9 protein-coding genes are annotated in these 15,628 nt (G+C 70.8%); 1 reads left to right on the top strand and 8 read right to left on the bottom strand.

Annotated elements, in window-relative coordinates:
- The first annotated feature begins 154 nt into the window (after positions 1-154).
- Complete coding sequence (locus WMF31_RS29420; protein ID WP_436605128.1) at positions 155-2,005, top strand: serine/threonine-protein kinase; 1,851 nt, start codon at positions 155-157, stop codon at positions 2,003-2,005.
- A 1,614-nt stretch (positions 2,006-3,619) separates the two neighbouring features.
- On the opposite strand, the gene WMF31_RS29415 is transcribed toward WMF31_RS29420, so the two are convergent.
- The 8 genes from WMF31_RS29415 to WMF31_RS29380 form a co-directional block, all read right to left on the bottom strand.
- Positions 3,620-4,687, bottom strand: coding sequence for a PEGA domain-containing protein (locus tag WMF31_RS29415; RefSeq protein ID WP_436605127.1), 1,068 nt, complete (start codon positions 4,685-4,687; stop codon positions 3,620-3,622).
- Positions 4,688-4,991: 304 nt separating this feature from the next.
- Entirely contained in the window at positions 4,992-6,674 is a 1,683-nt protein-coding gene (locus tag WMF31_RS29410) for a protein kinase domain-containing protein (protein WP_436605126.1), read from the bottom strand.
- Positions 6,675-7,046: 372 nt separating this feature from the next.
- Positions 7,047-8,387 carry a hypothetical protein gene (locus WMF31_RS29405; RefSeq protein WP_436605125.1) on the bottom strand — a complete coding sequence of 447 codons (1,341 nt, stop codon included), beginning with the start codon at positions 8,385-8,387 and terminating at the stop codon, positions 7,047-7,049.
- Between the two features lie 409 nt (positions 8,388-8,796).
- The gene (locus tag WMF31_RS29400) at positions 8,797-9,891 is read right to left on the bottom strand and encodes a tetratricopeptide repeat protein (RefSeq protein ID WP_436605124.1); all 1,095 of its coding nucleotides are present in this window, start codon (positions 9,889-9,891) and stop codon (positions 8,797-8,799) included.
- Positions 9,892-10,005: 114 nt separating this feature from the next.
- The gene (locus tag WMF31_RS29395; protein WP_436605123.1) at positions 10,006-11,463 is read right to left on the bottom strand and encodes a PGRS family protein; all 1,458 of its coding nucleotides are present in this window, start codon (positions 11,461-11,463) and stop codon (positions 10,006-10,008) included.
- A gap of 223 nt (positions 11,464-11,686) precedes the next feature.
- Entirely contained in the window at positions 11,687-12,781 is a 1,095-nt protein-coding gene (locus tag WMF31_RS29390; RefSeq protein ID WP_436605122.1) for a tetratricopeptide repeat protein, read from the bottom strand.
- A gap of 115 nt (positions 12,782-12,896) precedes the next feature.
- Complete coding sequence (locus tag WMF31_RS29385; protein WP_436605121.1) at positions 12,897-14,543, bottom strand: PGRS family protein; 1,647 nt, start codon at positions 14,541-14,543, stop codon at positions 12,897-12,899.
- Between the two features lie 32 nt (positions 14,544-14,575).
- On the bottom strand, positions 14,576-15,622 hold the full coding sequence (locus WMF31_RS29380) for a PEGA domain-containing protein (protein WP_436605120.1): 1,047 nt from the start codon (positions 15,620-15,622) through the stop codon (positions 14,576-14,578).
- Positions 15,623-15,628 lie beyond the last annotated feature (6 nt).

The raw sequence follows: 15,628 nt of genomic DNA, 5'->3' as shown, positions 1-15,628 counted from the left end.
GACGCGCCCTGAACGGCGTATGGGCTCGCGGCATTGTTGCGCGCCCTGAACGGCGTATGGGCTCGCGGCATTGACGCGCGGCTCGCGGCTTCTGTGATGCCGGCCGAGCGGTCGCGATGGTAAACCCACCTGGCGGTAGGACCCGGGGGGGACCATGTCGGAACCGATCGAGGCGTGCAAGCTGCTTCCGGGCATGCTGCTCGCGAGGAAGTACCGCCTGACCTGCAGGATCGGGCAGGGCGCGATGGGCGTCGTCTGGGCCGCGAGGAACGAGGCCACGGGGCGCGAGGTGGCGCTCAAGCTGATCGCTCGCCCTGATCCGGCGCTGCGGAAGCGGCTGCTGCGAGAGGCGCAGTCGTGCGGAGCGCTGCAGCATCCGAACCTCGTCGACGTGATCGACGTGGCGCGCACCGAGGGCGGCGAGCCGTGCCTCATCATGGAGCTGCTCGTGGGCGACAGCGTGGCGGCGCTGCTCGAGGCGAGGCGGAGGCTCGACGCGCCGCTCTCGGTGCGGATCGCGCGCGACGTGGCGAGCGCGCTCGCCGCGGCGCACGCCGTGGGGATCGTGCACCGCGACCTCAAGCCGGCGAACGTCTTCCTGCACCGGCCGCCGGAGGCGAGCGACTTCGTGGTCAAGGTGCTGGACTTCGGGGTGGCGAAGAACCTGGCGGCGGCGGGCGGCGTGACGTCGACGCTCCATGCGGTGGTGGGCTCGCCGTTCTACATGAGCCCGGAGCAGCTGCGCGCGGAGGCGAGCCTCGATGCGCGGTCGGATCTCTGGTCGCTCGGGGTGATGCTGTTCGAGATGCTGACCGGCGTGAGGCCGTTCCAGGGGGAGGGGACGCAGCTGCTCTCGCAGATCCTGGCCGGGGAGATCCCGAAGGTGTCTCGCTATCTGCGGCACGTGGACGAGCGGCTCGTGAGGATCGTCGACCGGTGCCTGCGCAGGGCGCCGGAGGAGCGGTTCCGGTCGGCGGAGGAGGTGGCGCGGGAGCTCGAGGGGCTCGTCCGTGGGCGGGCGAGCGAGCCACGCGGGGAGGGGGAGCTGCGGATCCCAGGGGCGCGTGCCGCGCTGCCCTCGGGGGTGACGGCGGAGCAGGAGGCGGCGGTGGCTCCGTTTCGGGGGCGGGGGAGCGGGGTCAGCGCGGAGGAGCTCGCGACGACGGCGCCGCTGGGGCCACGGGACACGCCGGGGAGGCAGAACGGCGGCGAGGACGCTGCGGCGTGGCAGGGGGCGCGGGCGGTGCGCCGCAGCGGGGCTCTGCGCAGCTCGAGCCGGGAGCGACGATGCGCCAGACGACGCTGCCCGTACAGGAGGCGCCGCTGGCAGCGACGGCGGGAGGACGGACGCCGCCCCCGCCGGGGAGCGCTGCCCCTGGAACGGAGCCGACAGTGGAGGAATCGGTGTACGAGGAGCTCTCACGACCTCCGGCGCCGGTGGTCCGCGGCGCATCGACGGCCGACCGGAAGCCTGCGGCGGAGGCGAAGCGGGCGGCGCCGCCTCGGCCGTTCTGAGAACGCTGTCCCGTCGTCCTGGCGCTCGCGAGCGGGCCGGTACGGCGCACCGCCCCTGGATTGGAGCCTCGCGGCCACTGCAAGGCTTGATGCAAGCGTTGCAGCGGGCCACTCGGTGGCAGAGTCGGCGATTTCAACGCTTGAAACGGCCGACTCGGCGACCCAGCGGACCGGATCAACGCTTGAAATGTGCTTCTGGGCCGGCGAGTGGGCCATTTCAAACGTTGAAATCGCCGACTGGCCCGCCGAGTGGGCCATTTCAAGCGTTGAGGCGGGCGATGGTGCGCCGGAGAGGGCGACCTCAGGCGACCGGAGCCGCGCCGGCGTGGCCCTGGGCTGGAGCTACGGGAACTGGAGCGTATCCTGCGCCAACCCGGCGGCGCCGTCGCCGTTGTCGACGGCTTTGCTGCCCGTGCCGCCGGCGCCGGCCGTGCCGACCTCGATGGTGACTGTGTCCAGGGAGGGGGACATGCCCGTGGTGTCGCGGTAGGCGATGCCGAGGGAATGGCCGCCCAGGCCGCCGCCGCCGCGTCCTCCGTTGCCGCCGGTGCCACCTGGGCCGCCGTCGCAGCCTGGGTTCATTGGATAATCTCTCAAATCGAGGTTGACCGGAACCCGGCCTCCCGGGCCGCCTTGACCGCCTGCTCCGCCGAGCTGACCGGCGCTGCCGTCCCCTCCTTTGCCGCCGCGCCCAGCTTGCAGAAGGACGTCCTGGAAGCTGACCTTCGCGTCGAGGATCACGAGGGCGATGCTGGATCCCCCTGGACCCCCGCCTTTGCCCCCCTTGCCGCCGCAGCCACCAGCGCCGCCGCTTCCGCCGCTGGCGCCGCCATTGGAGTTGGAATCCCGGCATCCTTGAAGATCCCAATCAATCAATGCGGTGCCGCCTTTCGATCCGGCGCCACCCCCGCCGCCCTGGGCGGTCTTCCCATCGGTGCCAGCGCTGCCGGGGTTGCCTGTATAGCCGGTGCTCGTGAGCGCACCGAGTCCATCTGCCCCGGCGCCGTCCGTCCCGTTGTCACCGTTGTGGCCCGCCATGCCGTTGTTGCATTGATGGCTTGCCGCAAGGTAAGCACCGCCATTCGGGTACATCGCCTCGCCAGGAGACCCTGGGCTTCCTGACGTCGCATAGCTCGAATCACCCTCTCCGCCCCGTCCACCGATGGAATCATCGCCGGTATCAACGGGTGTTCCGCAATCGTTCACGGGAGGATCATTGGAAAGTACGTGGTCTGCCGAGCACGCATCCCTCCCGCTGCTGCCGTCCTGGCCCGCGGTGGCACTCGTTGAAAAAAGCTCCCCATCGGCCCCTGGCGCCGCGTCGCCGGCCTGGAGGGTGCACCGCGTGAGTCTGGCCTGGCAGCGATCGGCGATCGCCGCGATCGACGAGATACCGAAATGGCCCTCGCCGATCGATGGCGCCACCACATCCATGTCCTCGATCGACACCGTCTCGCCCACCGCGCGCATCACGAGCGGCACCGTCCCCGCCGTCGCATCCTGCGGTGTCGTGAGGGTGGTCCTCTTGCTACCGTCCCACGCCCAGTGCGCGGCACAGTCGAGCCCACCATAAAGGGCCACCCCCTCCTCGACGGTGACGGCTTCCTCGAAGGTCTCGGCGCACGCGTACACTCGCCGCCCGCGCTCCGCGGCGAGCGCGATGGCGTGCGCCAGCGTCTTCACCGGGGACTCCGAGGTACCAGGATTGCCGTCGTCCCCCAGCCCGGCTGACACGAACACGCCGCAGCGCTCGTCCGCCGTCCAGCCCGGCCCCTCGCTGGGCACGCACTGCGGCGGTCCGGGGGGCTGCCCTCCCTCGCCGCCTACGCCCGCGCCGCCCGTGCCTGCGCCGCCTGCGCCCGCCCCGGCTGCACCGCCCGCGCCTGCTTCGCCTGTGCCCGCGCCGCCTGCGCCGGTCCCGCCTCCCCCGGGGCAACCGAAGATGTCCTCGCAGTCCGTGTCGTCCGACGGATGGGCATAGGGGAACCCAAGCTGGCCGCACCCGGCTCCCACGGCTCCCAGGGCCATCGTCGTCAGAAAGACCACAGACGCGACACGAGCGCGATCACGCATGGTGCAATCTCCTCCCTTCAAGCATGCGAGCTCAGAGCCGTCCACGGAGCGAGAGCCCCGCGGCGCTCGGCCCGAGGAGCGGCGCCACCTGGACGCCCGGGGTCGGCTCCGAAGGCTTGCTCGTCACGAGCCCGTACACCAGCGTGCCGGTCCCGACCGCCCCGGCCGCCACGAAGGTCCAGAACGCCGCGTTGCTGAGATCGACGGTGGCAACCGAGGTGTCTCTCAGCGCCGCGCAATCGGGGCTGCTCACGCCATGACATGACGTGCGATCGTAGCCCTTGTCACGGTTCAGGCGGCTCCTCATGCTCTCCGCGTCGCTCGCCCGCGAGTTGGCCAGCACGGTGAGGATCACCCCCGCCGCGACGCCCGCCCCGGCCGCGATGCCTCCGCCAACGAGCACCGCCGTCCGCGTGCCGCGGTCCGCCTCGCCGCCCGGCGCCGGCGGGGCCAGCGGCCCGGGGCGCGCCGCCACCTCGAGCGCCGGCTTGCGCTGCAGCCGGAGCGACATCGCCTCCGTGCCGCCCTCCGTCGCCACGATCGTCCGCGCCTCCGGCACGTGCCCGTCGAGCTTCGCGCCGATCTCGTGCTCGCCCGGATCGAGGAACACGGGATCCACGAGCGGCGCTCGCCCGATGGCCCTCCCGTCGATCGTCACCTCGGCCCCCTCCGGCGCGACCTCGACCGTGACGGCCGTGACCTTCGCCAGCGCCTCCTTCAGCGCGCCCTCCGCGATCTGCCGCTCCTGGACCTTCGTCGCGGGGGCCTCGCGGAGGTAGATCGTGAGGTACTCCGCGGCGTCACGGGGCTTGCCGACCCGGAGCGAGGCCACGCCCAGGTTCGAGGCGATCTGGTAGTGCGGCTTGAGCCCCCACGCCGCGAGGAACGACGCGTGCGCATCGGCCCACCTCCCGGCCCTGGCCGCCTTCACCCCCTCCTGGAAGAGCTCGCGCGCCTTGTCCGTCAGCGCGTCGCTCTCCTGCGCCGCGGCCTCGGGCGCCGCTGGCGCCGCGTCGGCGAGCGGCGCGAGCAAGGCAAGGGCTACGCTCCAGGTCCACAGCAGCGGGCGCTTCGTGAGCAGCGGACGCTTCGTCATCATCAAAATTCCGGCGTTGCTTCAGGAGCTGCGGTTCGGATAACGGTGACGGCAGAACCTTACCCACCCTGGCGCGGGAACCCCAATCCCTTCTGCGCGGTCGCGGATGCTTTTGTGCTCCCGTTCCACCCAGGGTGCGAGAGGTGCAGCGATGCCGCGCCGAGCCAGCCGGGCAGCGGCATGGTGGTCATCGTGAGGGGCGGGGGCAGTTTCGTGAGGGGGCTTGCGAGGGAGGGGCTTGCGAGGGAAGGGCTCGTGAGGGAGGGGGCGCGCACCCGGCGCTCCGGCGAGGGGCGTCGAACTTTTCTCAGATGCCCCAGCGCGGCTTCGTTTCCCCGGGCGACCGCCGCTCGCCGGTGCTCGTCGGCCTGGGCACCTGCGAGGTGGACGCAGGCGGCGAAGGGCGGGGCCGAGGCTGCGCGCTGGCCGCTGATGCCTGAGGGCTGCGTTCCGCCGTGGGGGTGGGGGAGGGGGCTGCTGCGGAAGCGCTGTGTTCCGTTGCGGGAGTGCCGGCGGTGGCTGTGGAAGGGCTACGCTCCGCTGCCGGGGCGCCGGTCGACGTCGGGGCGCCGGTCGCCGCAGGCTGCTGCGCCGGAGTCGGCTGCTGCGCCAAAGCCGGCTGCTGCGCGGATGCTTCCGCAGCCGTCTCCGCACTGGGCGCGCTCGGTGGCGTCGACGGTGTGACGGCAGGCGCGGTGCCCGCCGACCCTGCGGTGCGACTCGTGGGGGCGACGTTGCCCTCGGTTGCCGGATCCGAGGCAGCGAGCTCGGTGGTCGTCTGGGCATCTGCTGTCGTCTGGGCATCTGCCGAAGAAGGAGGCGCCCCGTACCGGTCATAGAGCGCTGCCATGGCGACACCGAAACCGCCCAGCGCGACCGCGGCCCCGGCGGCGAGGAGCCAGACGGCCCGCCCGGTGGAACGGCGTCCGCTGGACGACCTGGCCGCGTCCACCGCGCCGGTCAGCGTGCCCGCCGAGACGGGATCCGCCGGCTGCGGCGCCGGGAGCGGCGCAGCGGGTGCCGTGGTTCCCGGCCCGAAAGGGGCTCCGGGCAGAGGCGTCGCCACGCTCGGGACGAGGCCGGCGGGCGGCTGGTGGAAGGGACCATGCACGTCCGAGACCGAGGTCGTGAACCTCGGCGCGCCCGCGATGCGCGCGAACTCGTTGACCAGCTCGCGGACGGTCTGGAACCGGTGGGCCCGATCCCGCGCCAGCGCCCGGTGGAAGAAAGCGTCGATGGCCGGGGGCAGGTCGGGGGCGAGCTGGGTCGCATAGGGGATCGGCTCGACGAGGATCCTGGTCATGACGTGCGCGAGCACATCGCCGGGGAAGGGGAGGCGCCCCGTGACCATGCGAAACAGGATGACCCCGAGCGCCCAGAGGTCGCTGCGCGCGTCGAGGTCGCGCTCGGCGCGGAGCTGCTCCGGGCTCATGTAATAGGGCGTGCCCATCACCGCGCCGGTGGTGGAGGCGTCGGCCACGAGCTTCGAGGTGGTCTCCTTGGCGATGCCGAAATCGAGGAGCTTTATCATGTCCTCGTCCTCGCCGTCGACGCGCGCGAGGAAGAGGTTGGCGGGCTTGAGGTCGCGATGGACGAGGCCCGCCTCGTGCGCGCTGCGCAAGGCCTTGCCGGTCTGGACGAGGATGCGATGCGCCTCGGCGAGCGGCAGGCGGCCGCGCCGCTGGAGACGCGCGTTGAGGTCCTCGCCCTGGAGGAGCTCCATGACGAGGTAGGGGACGTCCTCGTGAAAACCGAAGTCGTGCACCTGCACGACGTGCGGGGTCCTGAGCTGGGCGGCGGCGCGCGCCTCGCGCTCGAAGCGGGTGCGATACGCGGCCGAGCTGGCGTAGGTCGGATCCATGAACTTGACCGCGACCAGCGTGCCGAGCTGGAGGTGCCGCGCGACCCAGACCGAGCCCATGCCGCCGCGTGAGAGCGGGCGCTCCAGACGATACTTGCCAATGAGGACCGAGCCGGGGCCGAGGTGCATGGGAGAAGGTGAGGGAGAGCTGGAGGCAGGCTAGCGGATCCGGGAGCGGTGGAGGAGCGGGGTGGGAATGGGGGGAGTGATTTTGATGGGGGCGGTCGGGGAGGTGGTGGGGACTGAGCTGGTTGCGGGGGGCTGCGGTGCGCGGTTCGGCTTGGTGAGGGAGAGCTGGAAATGCCGCGAGGGGGTGGGAAGCGGGGGCGGGAAGCGGGAGCGGGGAGCAGGGTGCGAGAAGCGCGGAGCGGCGAGCAAGGCGATGGTGGTGACCGGAAGGTCCAGGAGGGAAGGGGAGTTCGCGCCCGTGGAGGAGACCCAGACTGAGCAGCCCGCGGGACCTCCGGGGCACCGAGCGTGCTGCCATGGAGCGTGCTGCGGCTACGGGAACTGGAGCGTGTCCTGCACCACCCCGGGGGCGCCGTCGCCGTTGTCAACGGCTCTGCTGCCCGTGCCGCCGGCGCCGGCCGTGCCGACATCGATGGTGACTGCGTCCAGGGAGGGGGACATGCCCGTGGCGTCCCGGTAGGCGATGCCGATGGAATGGCCGCCCTGCCCGCCACCGCCCCGTCCACCGTCGCCGCCGGTGCCTCCAGGGCCGCCGTTGCAGCCAGGGCTCATTGGAAAGCCGTCCGTATTGATGTCGTCCGGAACCCGGCCTCCCGGGCCGCCTTGACCGCCTGCTCCGCCGAGCTGGCCGGCGCCGCCATCCCCTCCTTTGCCGCCGCGCCCGGCTTGCAGAAGGACGTCCTGGAAGCTGACCTTCGCGTCGAGGATCACGAGGGCGATGCTGGATCCCCCTGGACCCCCGCCTTTGCCCCCCTTGCCGCCGCAGCCACCAGCGCCGCCGCTTCCGCCGCTGGCGCCGCCATTGGAGTTGGAATCCCGGCATCCTTGAAGATCCCAATCAATCAATGCGGTGCCGCCTTTCGATCCGGCGCCACCCCCGCCGCCCTGGGCGGTCTTCCCATCGGTGCCAGCGCTGCCGGGGCTGCCCGTATAGCCAGTGCTCTTGAGCTCGCCGATGCCGCTTGCCCCCGCACCGTCAGCCCCGGCGCTGCCGTCGTTGCCCACCGTGCCGTCGTTGCATTGTTGGTTTTCGCTCAGGTAGGCGCCGCCATTCGGATGCGTCGCTTCGCCAGGAGCTCCTGTGCTTCCTGAGGTCGCATAGTCTGAGTCACCTTCTCCGCCCCGCCCCCCTTGCGAGTCATCGCTGGGATCGGCGGCGGTTCCGCAGTCGTTCACGGGCGGATCATTGGCAAACACGTGGTCCGCCGAGCACGCATCCCTCCCGTTGCTGCCGTCGTCGCCCTCAGCGGCGCTCTCTGGATAAAACGCCCCCTCGGCCCCCGGCGCGGCATCTCCGGCCTGGAAGGTGCACCGCGTGAGCCTGGCCTGGCAGCGATCGGCGATCGCCGCGATCGACGAGATGCCGAAATGGCCCTCGCCGATCGACCGCGCCACCACATCCACGTCCTCGATCGACACGGTCTCGCCCTCCGCGCGCATCACGAGCGGCACCGTCCCCGCCATCGCATCCTGCGGCGTCGTGAGGGTGGTTCTCTTGCTACCGTCCCACGACCAGTGCGCGGTACAGTCGAGTCCACCGTAAAGGGCCACCCCCTCCTCGACGGTGATGGCTTCCTCGAAGGTCTCGGCGCACGCGTACACCCGCCGCCCGCGCTCCGCGGCGAGCTCGATGGCGTGGGCCAGCGTCCTCATCGGGGAAACCGAGGTACCAGGGTTGCCGTCGTCCCCCATCCCGGCTGACACGAATACACCGCAGCGCTCGTCCGCCGTCCAGCCCAGCCCCTCGCTGGGCACGCACTGCGGCGGCGGCGCGGGAGGCTGCCCTCCCGCGCCGCCCACGCCGCCGGCGCCCGCTCCGCCCGTGCCTGCGCCGCCGGCGCCCGCTCCGCCGGTCCCGCTCCCGTCCCCGCCGGCTCCGCCCGCGCCTGGTCCGCCCCGCGCGCCAACACAAGGCGTTCCCTCGCAGTAATTGCTGGTCTGCGACGACCAGGGGCCGCACCCGGCCCCGCTGGCGCCCAGGGCCGAGAGCGCCAGAAAGAGAACTGATTCTGGACGGACGCGATGGCGCATGGTGGACCTCCTGCCGTTCATGCTTGCCGGCTCAGAACTGGCCACGGAACGAAACCCCCGCGGCCTCGGTCCCGAGGAGCGGCGTTACCTGGACGCTCGAGCTCGATTCCGCCGAGCTCATGGTCATGAGCCCGTACACCAGCGTGCCAACCCCGACCGCGCCGCCCGCCACGAAGCTCCAGAACGCCACGTTGGTGAGGTCGACCTTGGCCATGGCGGCGTCCTTCAGCTCGGCGCACTTCGATGGATCGATGCCAGGGCACAATGCGAAGCCATGTCCCTGTGCGATCAGCTCATTCCTCAACCGTTCGGCGTCGCTGGCCCGGTCATTGGCGAGCACCGTGCAGAGGGCGCCTGCAGCGAGCCCGAGCCCTGCCGCTGCGCCTCCGCCGATCAGCACGGCAGTCCTCCGATCCGTGTCCAACCACCCCATCGCGTGGCGCGCTCCGTCGGCCGATCCCCGCGCCTCCGCCGGACCGAGCCGAGGAGGCTGCGGGCCTGCCTCGCTCCCCGGCGGGGTAACTGCGGGCAGCGCATCGATTGTGGCCTGATCGAGCTCGATCCGTTCCCTCGCCCCCTCGATCAGCCGAACCTTCTTCGTCAGAGGACGGCGCCCGGGGGCTCGAACGACCACCGTGTATTCGCCGGGATCGCGCTGCACCGGGGTCGAAAGGGCGACTGGCAGGCCATCCAGCGTCGCCTCCAGGCTCAGACGGACGTCGCCCGTGGTCACGAGCTCCACGGTCGGGATACGCAGCTCCACGGCGGCCTGCTCCACCTTTGCGGTGGCCTGCGCCTCTCGAAAAGCCGGCGGCGCGTCGGGGGCAAGCTTCTCGTCGAGGATGAGCTGATACGCGGCGCGCGCGTCGAGGAGACGGCCGAGCTTGGCGTAGCAGCGCGCCACCATGAGCAGGAACGGGGGCGCATGAATGGTCGCCTCGGCCTCGCGAAAGGCCTGGAGCGCGTCGGTGTATCGGCCCGCCTCGTAGTGAGCCCAGCCCTCGTCGGCGCGCGCGACGGCGGCGGCTTTGGTCTGTGCTGAAGTCTGTTGTCCTTGCGCCGCCACAGGCCACGCCAGCAATGTGCCGAAGAGGACCAGGCAGGCCGCTACCGAACGGTATCCCATCTCATTCTGTGCCCACGAGAAGGATTCTTGTGAAGATAGGCGTTGTGCGCCGGCGCGACGATCGAGACTTGGCCCTGCTGAACCAGTTCATGGCAGCGGAACGGGTGCAGCGAGCTACTGGGCGAATGAGACTATGCTCTCCGCTTCCCCATCAGCGCCCTTGCCACTGGCGCCCTCACCACCGAGACCGGGTTGACCGGGGGTGATGCTAGGGGGCTCGCTGCTGTCTGTCACCTGGCTGCCGCGCCAGGCGATGCCGACGGAGTGACCACCCTGCCCGCCGCCGCCTCGACCGCCGGTGCCCCCGGTGCCGCCAAGGCCTCCATCGCAGGCCGGAAGGAGGCCGTAGCTACCCGGCACAAGCTCTCCGCGGCGTCCGCCCACGCCGCCGTTGCCGCCTTCCTGGCCGAAGCCGCCGTCGCCGCCGTCGCCGCCCTTGCCGGCGCGAAGGGTCACGTCTTCGAAGGACAGCGAAGCATCGATGCTGAGGAGGGCAATGCTGGAGCCGCCTGGCCTGCCGCCTCGTCCGCCCTTGCCGCCGCAGCCGCCGGCCCCGCCGGAGCCGCCGCTTGCGCCGGCGCGGGCCTGTCCGCCGGCGTCTGGACAACGGCGATCCTGACTGTTTGCCGGCGCCCCCCGCGCGCCACCCCCGCCACCGCCGCCCTGCCCGGGTTTCCCGCGCTGGCCATCGGCGCCGGGAGCGCCGGCGTAGCCGTTTGACGAGATGGTCCCCGGGGCCGGGGCGTTGTCTCCGGGGGCGCCGTTGCCTCCGGCCTCGCCTGCGCCACCTGGGGTGCAGCTCTCTCCTAATGCACTTTCGCCGCTGCCGCGATTGTCCACAGGGCTAGCCGGGCCCGTGGGAGATCCCTGATTGCCATAGCCCCCGCTGGAAACCTGACCAAGGCCACCACTGCCGCCGGACGAATCATCGTCCAGTTCAGGCGTGCCGCAGTCGTTGGTCACTTCAGCTCCGCCGAGCGCCGCGGCACCCTCGGAGCACGCGTCGACACCCGGCAAGCCGTCCGGACCGTTTGGAGCAGAGAACTCGTCACCCTCGTACGGCGCCCCGTCTGCTCCCGGCGCCGCATCCCCGGCCTCCAGCGCACATCGTTTGAACTGTACCGTCATGCCGTCGACGATCATCGCGATCGACGACATGCCGTCGCCCTTTCGCTCCCCCTCCGGAACTTGCGCCCCGGTCGACTGCGCCACGATGTGAAGATCTTCAAGATGCACGGTCCCCGCCCCGCGCATCCTGAGTGGAACCTCCCCTTCGCCAGCGGTCAGCAACGTCTTCGTGTCTCCCCCGATCCACTCCCAGGCGCTGGCGCAGTCGAGCCCGCCGTAGATCGTCACGCTCTCCGACACGACGACCTGCTCGGTGAACGTCTGACCTTCGCCGGCGCATGCATAGATGATCCTCGCACCGGCCCTGGAGTAGGCGAGCTCGATGGCTCTTCCGAACGTCTTGACCGGTTCGTCCGGTGTCCCGCGGTTGCTGTCGTCTCCACGGGCCGACACGAACACCCCGCACGTGCCGTCGGCGGCCCAGCGCTCGCCATCATCTGGCACGCACTGCGGCGGCGGTGGCGGCGGAGGTTGCTCTACGTCGCCTGTGGACCCAGCGTCGCAGTCTTCCAGGATGAGCGGGCTCCGCTCCGCGCATGCGGAGGGGGGAGGGTCGCCGCTGCAACCGAGCTTCGTGGCGCCCATGGCCATGGTCCCCACGAAGAGCACAGAAGCAACACGGGCACGACGACGCATGGTATGGCCTTCTCCTCCTGGGTGCGTGAGCTCAGAATTTACCGCTGAACGAGAGCCCGGCAGTGCCTGGTCCGAGGACGGGCGTCACCTGCGTGCTCGGGGTCGGCTCTGCTGGCTTCATCGTCACGAGCCCATAAACCAGCGTGCCGACGCCAATGGCTCCACCTGCTACGAAGCTCCATAGCGACACGGCACCGAAGTCCACCGCAGGATACACCGCATCTTTCAACTCTTTGCATTTCGGCGGGTCCCCGTAAGGACATCTCCGCTCGCCGTTCCACTGAGCGGATAGCGCGTTCCTCAGCTCTTCGGCGCGGTTCGAACGCGCATCGTCCAGCAGCATGAAGATCGCTCCCGCAGCGAGCCCGAGCCCTGCTGCCGCGCTTCCGCCGATCAGTACCGCAGTTCGCCGCTCGGAGCCCACCCACGACGAGAGCTCGCTGGCGTCTGCCTCGGGTGGTCGACCCGCCGCGGCGCCAAGGCGAAGGCCCCGCTGGGCCGCCACGCCTCCCGGCAGCGCGGTTGCCGGTTGTGCAACGATCTCGGCACGATCGATTTCAACCCGCTCTCTCTTCCCCTCGACCAGCCGGATCGTCTTCACCAGCGGCTCGCGCCCGGGGGAGCGGACGACCAGCGTGTGATGCCCCGGGTCGCGCTGCACCGCGGTCGTGAGGGCGATCTCCACTCCATCGAGCGTCAACGCCAACGCTTCAGGAACCGTGCCTGACACCACGACCTCCACGGTCGGGATACGCAGCTCCAGGGCGGCCTGCTCCACCTTTGCGGTGGCCTGCGCCTCTCGAAAAGCCGGCGGCGCGCCGGGGGCAAGCTTCTCGTCGAGGATGAGCTGATACGCGGCGCGCGCATCGAGCAGGCGGCCGATCTTGGCGTAGCAGCGCGCCACCATGAGCAGGAACGGGGGCGCGTGGATGGTCGCCTCGGCCTCACGAAACGCCTGGAGCGCCTCCGTGTATCGGCCCGCCTCGTAGTGGGCCCAGCCCTCGTCGGCGCGCGCGATCGCGGCGGCTTTGGCCTGGGCTGATGGTTGCTGTGCTTGCGCCGCGACAGGCGACGCCAACAATGTGCCGAAGAGAAGCAGGCAGGCCGCTACCGAACGGTATCCCATCTCATTTCGTGCCCGCGGAAAGGATTCTTGCGAAGACAGGCGTCGTGCGTCGGCGCGACGATCGAGACGTGACCCTGCTGATCCAGCTCACGGCAGCGGAGCGGGGAGCAGCGAGCTACTGGTCGAATGAGCCGATGCTCTTCGCTTCCCCATCAGCGCCCTTGCCACTGGCGCCCTCGCCACCGCGACCGGGTTGACCGGGGGTGATGCTAGGAGGCTCGCTGCCGTCTGTCATTTGGGTACCGCGCCAGGCGATGCCGACGGAGTGACCACCCTGCCCGCCGCCGCCTCGACCGCCGGTGCCCCCGGTGCCGCCAAGGCCTCCATCGCAGGCCGGAAGGAGACCGGTGCTGCCCTGCACAAGACCTCCGCGCTCTCCGCCCGCGCCGCCGTTGCCGCCTTCCTGGCCGAAGCCGCCGTCGCCGCCGTCGCCGCCCCTGCCGGCGCGGAGCGTCACCTCCTCGAAGGACAGCGAAGCATCGATGCCGAGGAGGGCAATGCTGGAGCCGCCCGGCCTGCCGCCTCGTCCGCCCTTGCCGCCGCAGCCGCCGGCTCCGCCGGAGCCGCCGCTGGCGCCGGGGCGGGCCTGTCCGCTGGCGTCTGGACAACGGCGATCCGGATTGTTTGCCGGCGCCCCTCGCGCGCCACCCCCGCCACCGCCGCCCTGCCCGGGCTTCCCGCGCTGGCCATCGGTGCCGGGGACACCAGTGTAGCCGTTTGACGAGATGGTCCCCTTGGTCGCTGCGTTCTCGCCGGGGGCGCCGCTGCTTCCCGGCTCGCCCGGGCCACCCGGGCTGCAGCTCGTTCCCGACAGAGCTTGGCCGCTGCCGCCATTGCTCACGCTGTTGGGAGAGATGGTGGGTTGGCCCTGGTTTCCGTTGCCCCCGCTGGAAACCTGACCGTTGCCGCCGCTGCCGCCGATCGAATCATCGTCCGGTTCAGGCGTGCCGCAGTCGTTGGTCACCTCAGCTCCGCCGAGCGCCGCGGCGCCCTCGGAGCATGCATTGACACCCGGCAGGCCGTCCGGCCCGCCTGGAGCAGAGAGCTCGTCACCCTCGTACGGCGCCCCGTCTGCTCCCGGCGCCGCATCCCCGGCCTCCAGCGCACATCGTTTGAACTGTACCGTCATGCCGTCGACGATCATCGCGATCGACGACATGCCGTCGCCCTTTTGCTCCCCCTCCGGAACTTGCGCCTCGGTCGACTGCGCCACGATGTGAAGATCCTCAAGATGCACGGTCCCCGCCCCGCGGATCCTGAGTGGAACCTCCCCTTCGCCAGCGGTCAGCAACGTCTTCGTGTCTCCGCCGATCCACTCCCAGGCGCTGGCGCAGTCGAGCCCACCGTAGATTGTCACGCTCTCCGACACGACGACCTGCTCGGTGAACGTCTGACCTTCGCCGGCGCATGCATAGATGATCCTCGCACCGCCCTTGGAGTAGGCGAGCTCGCTGGCCTTCCCGAACGTCTTGACCGGTTCGTCCGGTGTCCCGCGGTTGCTGTCGTCTCCACGAGCCGACACGAACACCCCGCACGTGCCGTCGGCGGCCCAGCCCTCGCCATTGCTCGGGACACACTCTGGCTTTGGCGGCGGCGGCTGCTCTCCGGAACTCCCGATCGGTTCACAGCCCTCCGGAGCCTCCAGCGTCTCGTTGGGCCATTTCGACTTGCAGGGAGGATCGCTGCTGCATCCACCTGCCATGGCGCCTGGGGCCAACGTCGCCAGCAAGAGCGCAGAAGCAAGATGGACACGACGACGCATAGACTGCCTTCTCCCTATCCTGGTACCTGAGCTCAAAACCGTCCGCTGAGCGACATCCCGGCAGCGCCTGGCCCGAGGAACGGCGCCACCTGTGCGCGCGGGGCTGGTTCCGCAGGCTTCATCGTCACGAGCCCGTAAACCAAGGTGCCAACCCCGATCGCGCCGCCTGCCACGAAGCTCCAGATCGCCCCGCTGCGGAGATTATACTTGTCGTAGACCGCAGTCTTCAGCTCTGCGCATCTCGTCTGATCCCCAGAGGGGCATCGGTGCTCCCCGCCCCATTCCTTGAGGAGCGCACTCCTTATCCCCTCGGCATCGCTGGCTCGTCCATTGGACAGCACCGTGAGCACCACGCCCGCCGCCACGCCCGCGCCCGCCGCGATCCCGCCCCCCACGAGCACCGCCGTCCGCACGTCATCCCGCGGCGGCGGCGCCACCGGCCCCACGACCACCCCGGCTCCAGCCCCCACCCCCGCGTCGGGCGCCGGCCTGCGCTCTAGTTGCAGCACCACCGTCTCCGCGGCGCCCGCCGCCGCCTCGATCGGTCGCTTCGCCGGCATGTGCCCCTCGAGCCTCGCGCCGATCTCGTGCTTGCCCGGATCGAGAAACACAGGATCCGGAAGCGGCGCCCTGCCCACGGCCGCCCCGTCGACCGTCACCTCCGCCCCCTGCGGCGCGACCTGGACCGTGACCGACGCGACCTTCGCGAGCGCCTCCTTCAGCGACGCCTCCGCGGCCTGCCGCTCCCTCACCTTCGAGGCGGGCGCCTCGCGGAGATACCGTGTCAGGTACTCCGCCGCATCACGGTGCTTGCCCAGCTTGAGGCACGCCACCCCGAGGTTCGAGGCGATCTGGTAATGGTTCTTGATCGCCCACGCGGCGAGGAACGACGCGTGCGCGTCGGCCCATTGCCCGGCCGCCGCCGCCGCTCGCCCCTCTTCGTAGAGCTGTCGCGCCTTGTCCGTCAGCGCGTCGGTCTCCTCGGCCGCGGCCGGGGTGGCCGCCTGTTGCGCGCTGGCGACGGGCGCCATCAACGCCATGGCCACGCTCCAGCCCCACAGCAACGGACGCTTCGTCATCGTCAA

The sequence above is a fragment of the Sorangium sp. So ce1036 genome, assembly GCF_051369805.1.
Lineage (GTDB): Bacteria > Myxococcota_A > Polyangia > Polyangiales > Polyangiaceae > Sorangium > Sorangium cellulosum_F.
The sequence above is the reverse complement of the archived record's forward strand: the minus strand, read 5'-3'. Positions and strand labels throughout refer to the sequence as shown.

Coding starts and splice junctions, on each gene's coding strand:
- WMF31_RS29385 (WP_436605121.1), bottom strand. CDS start 14,543: ATGCGTCGTCGTGTCCATCTTGCTTCTGCGCTCTTGCTGGCGACGTTG.
- WMF31_RS29415 (WP_436605127.1), bottom strand. CDS start 4,687: ATGATGACGAAGCGTCCGCTGCTCACGAAGCGCCCGCTGCTGTGGACC.
- WMF31_RS29390 (WP_436605122.1), bottom strand. CDS start 12,781: ATGGGATACCGTTCGGTAGCGGCCTGCCTGCTTCTCTTCGGCACATTG.
- WMF31_RS29405 (WP_436605125.1), bottom strand. CDS start 8,387: ATGAGGACGCTGGCCCACGCCATCGAGCTCGCCGCGGAGCGCGGGCGG.
- WMF31_RS29400 (WP_436605124.1), bottom strand. CDS start 9,891: ATGGGATACCGTTCGGTAGCGGCCTGCCTGGTCCTCTTCGGCACATTG.
- WMF31_RS29410 (WP_436605126.1), bottom strand. CDS start 6,674: ATGCACCTCGGCCCCGGCTCGGTCCTCATTGGCAAGTATCGTCTGGAG.
- WMF31_RS29380 (WP_436605120.1), bottom strand. CDS start 15,622: ATGACGAAGCGTCCGTTGCTGTGGGGCTGGAGCGTGGCCATGGCGTTG.
- WMF31_RS29420 (WP_436605128.1), top strand. CDS start 155: ATGTCGGAACCGATCGAGGCGTGCAAGCTGCTTCCGGGCATGCTGCTC.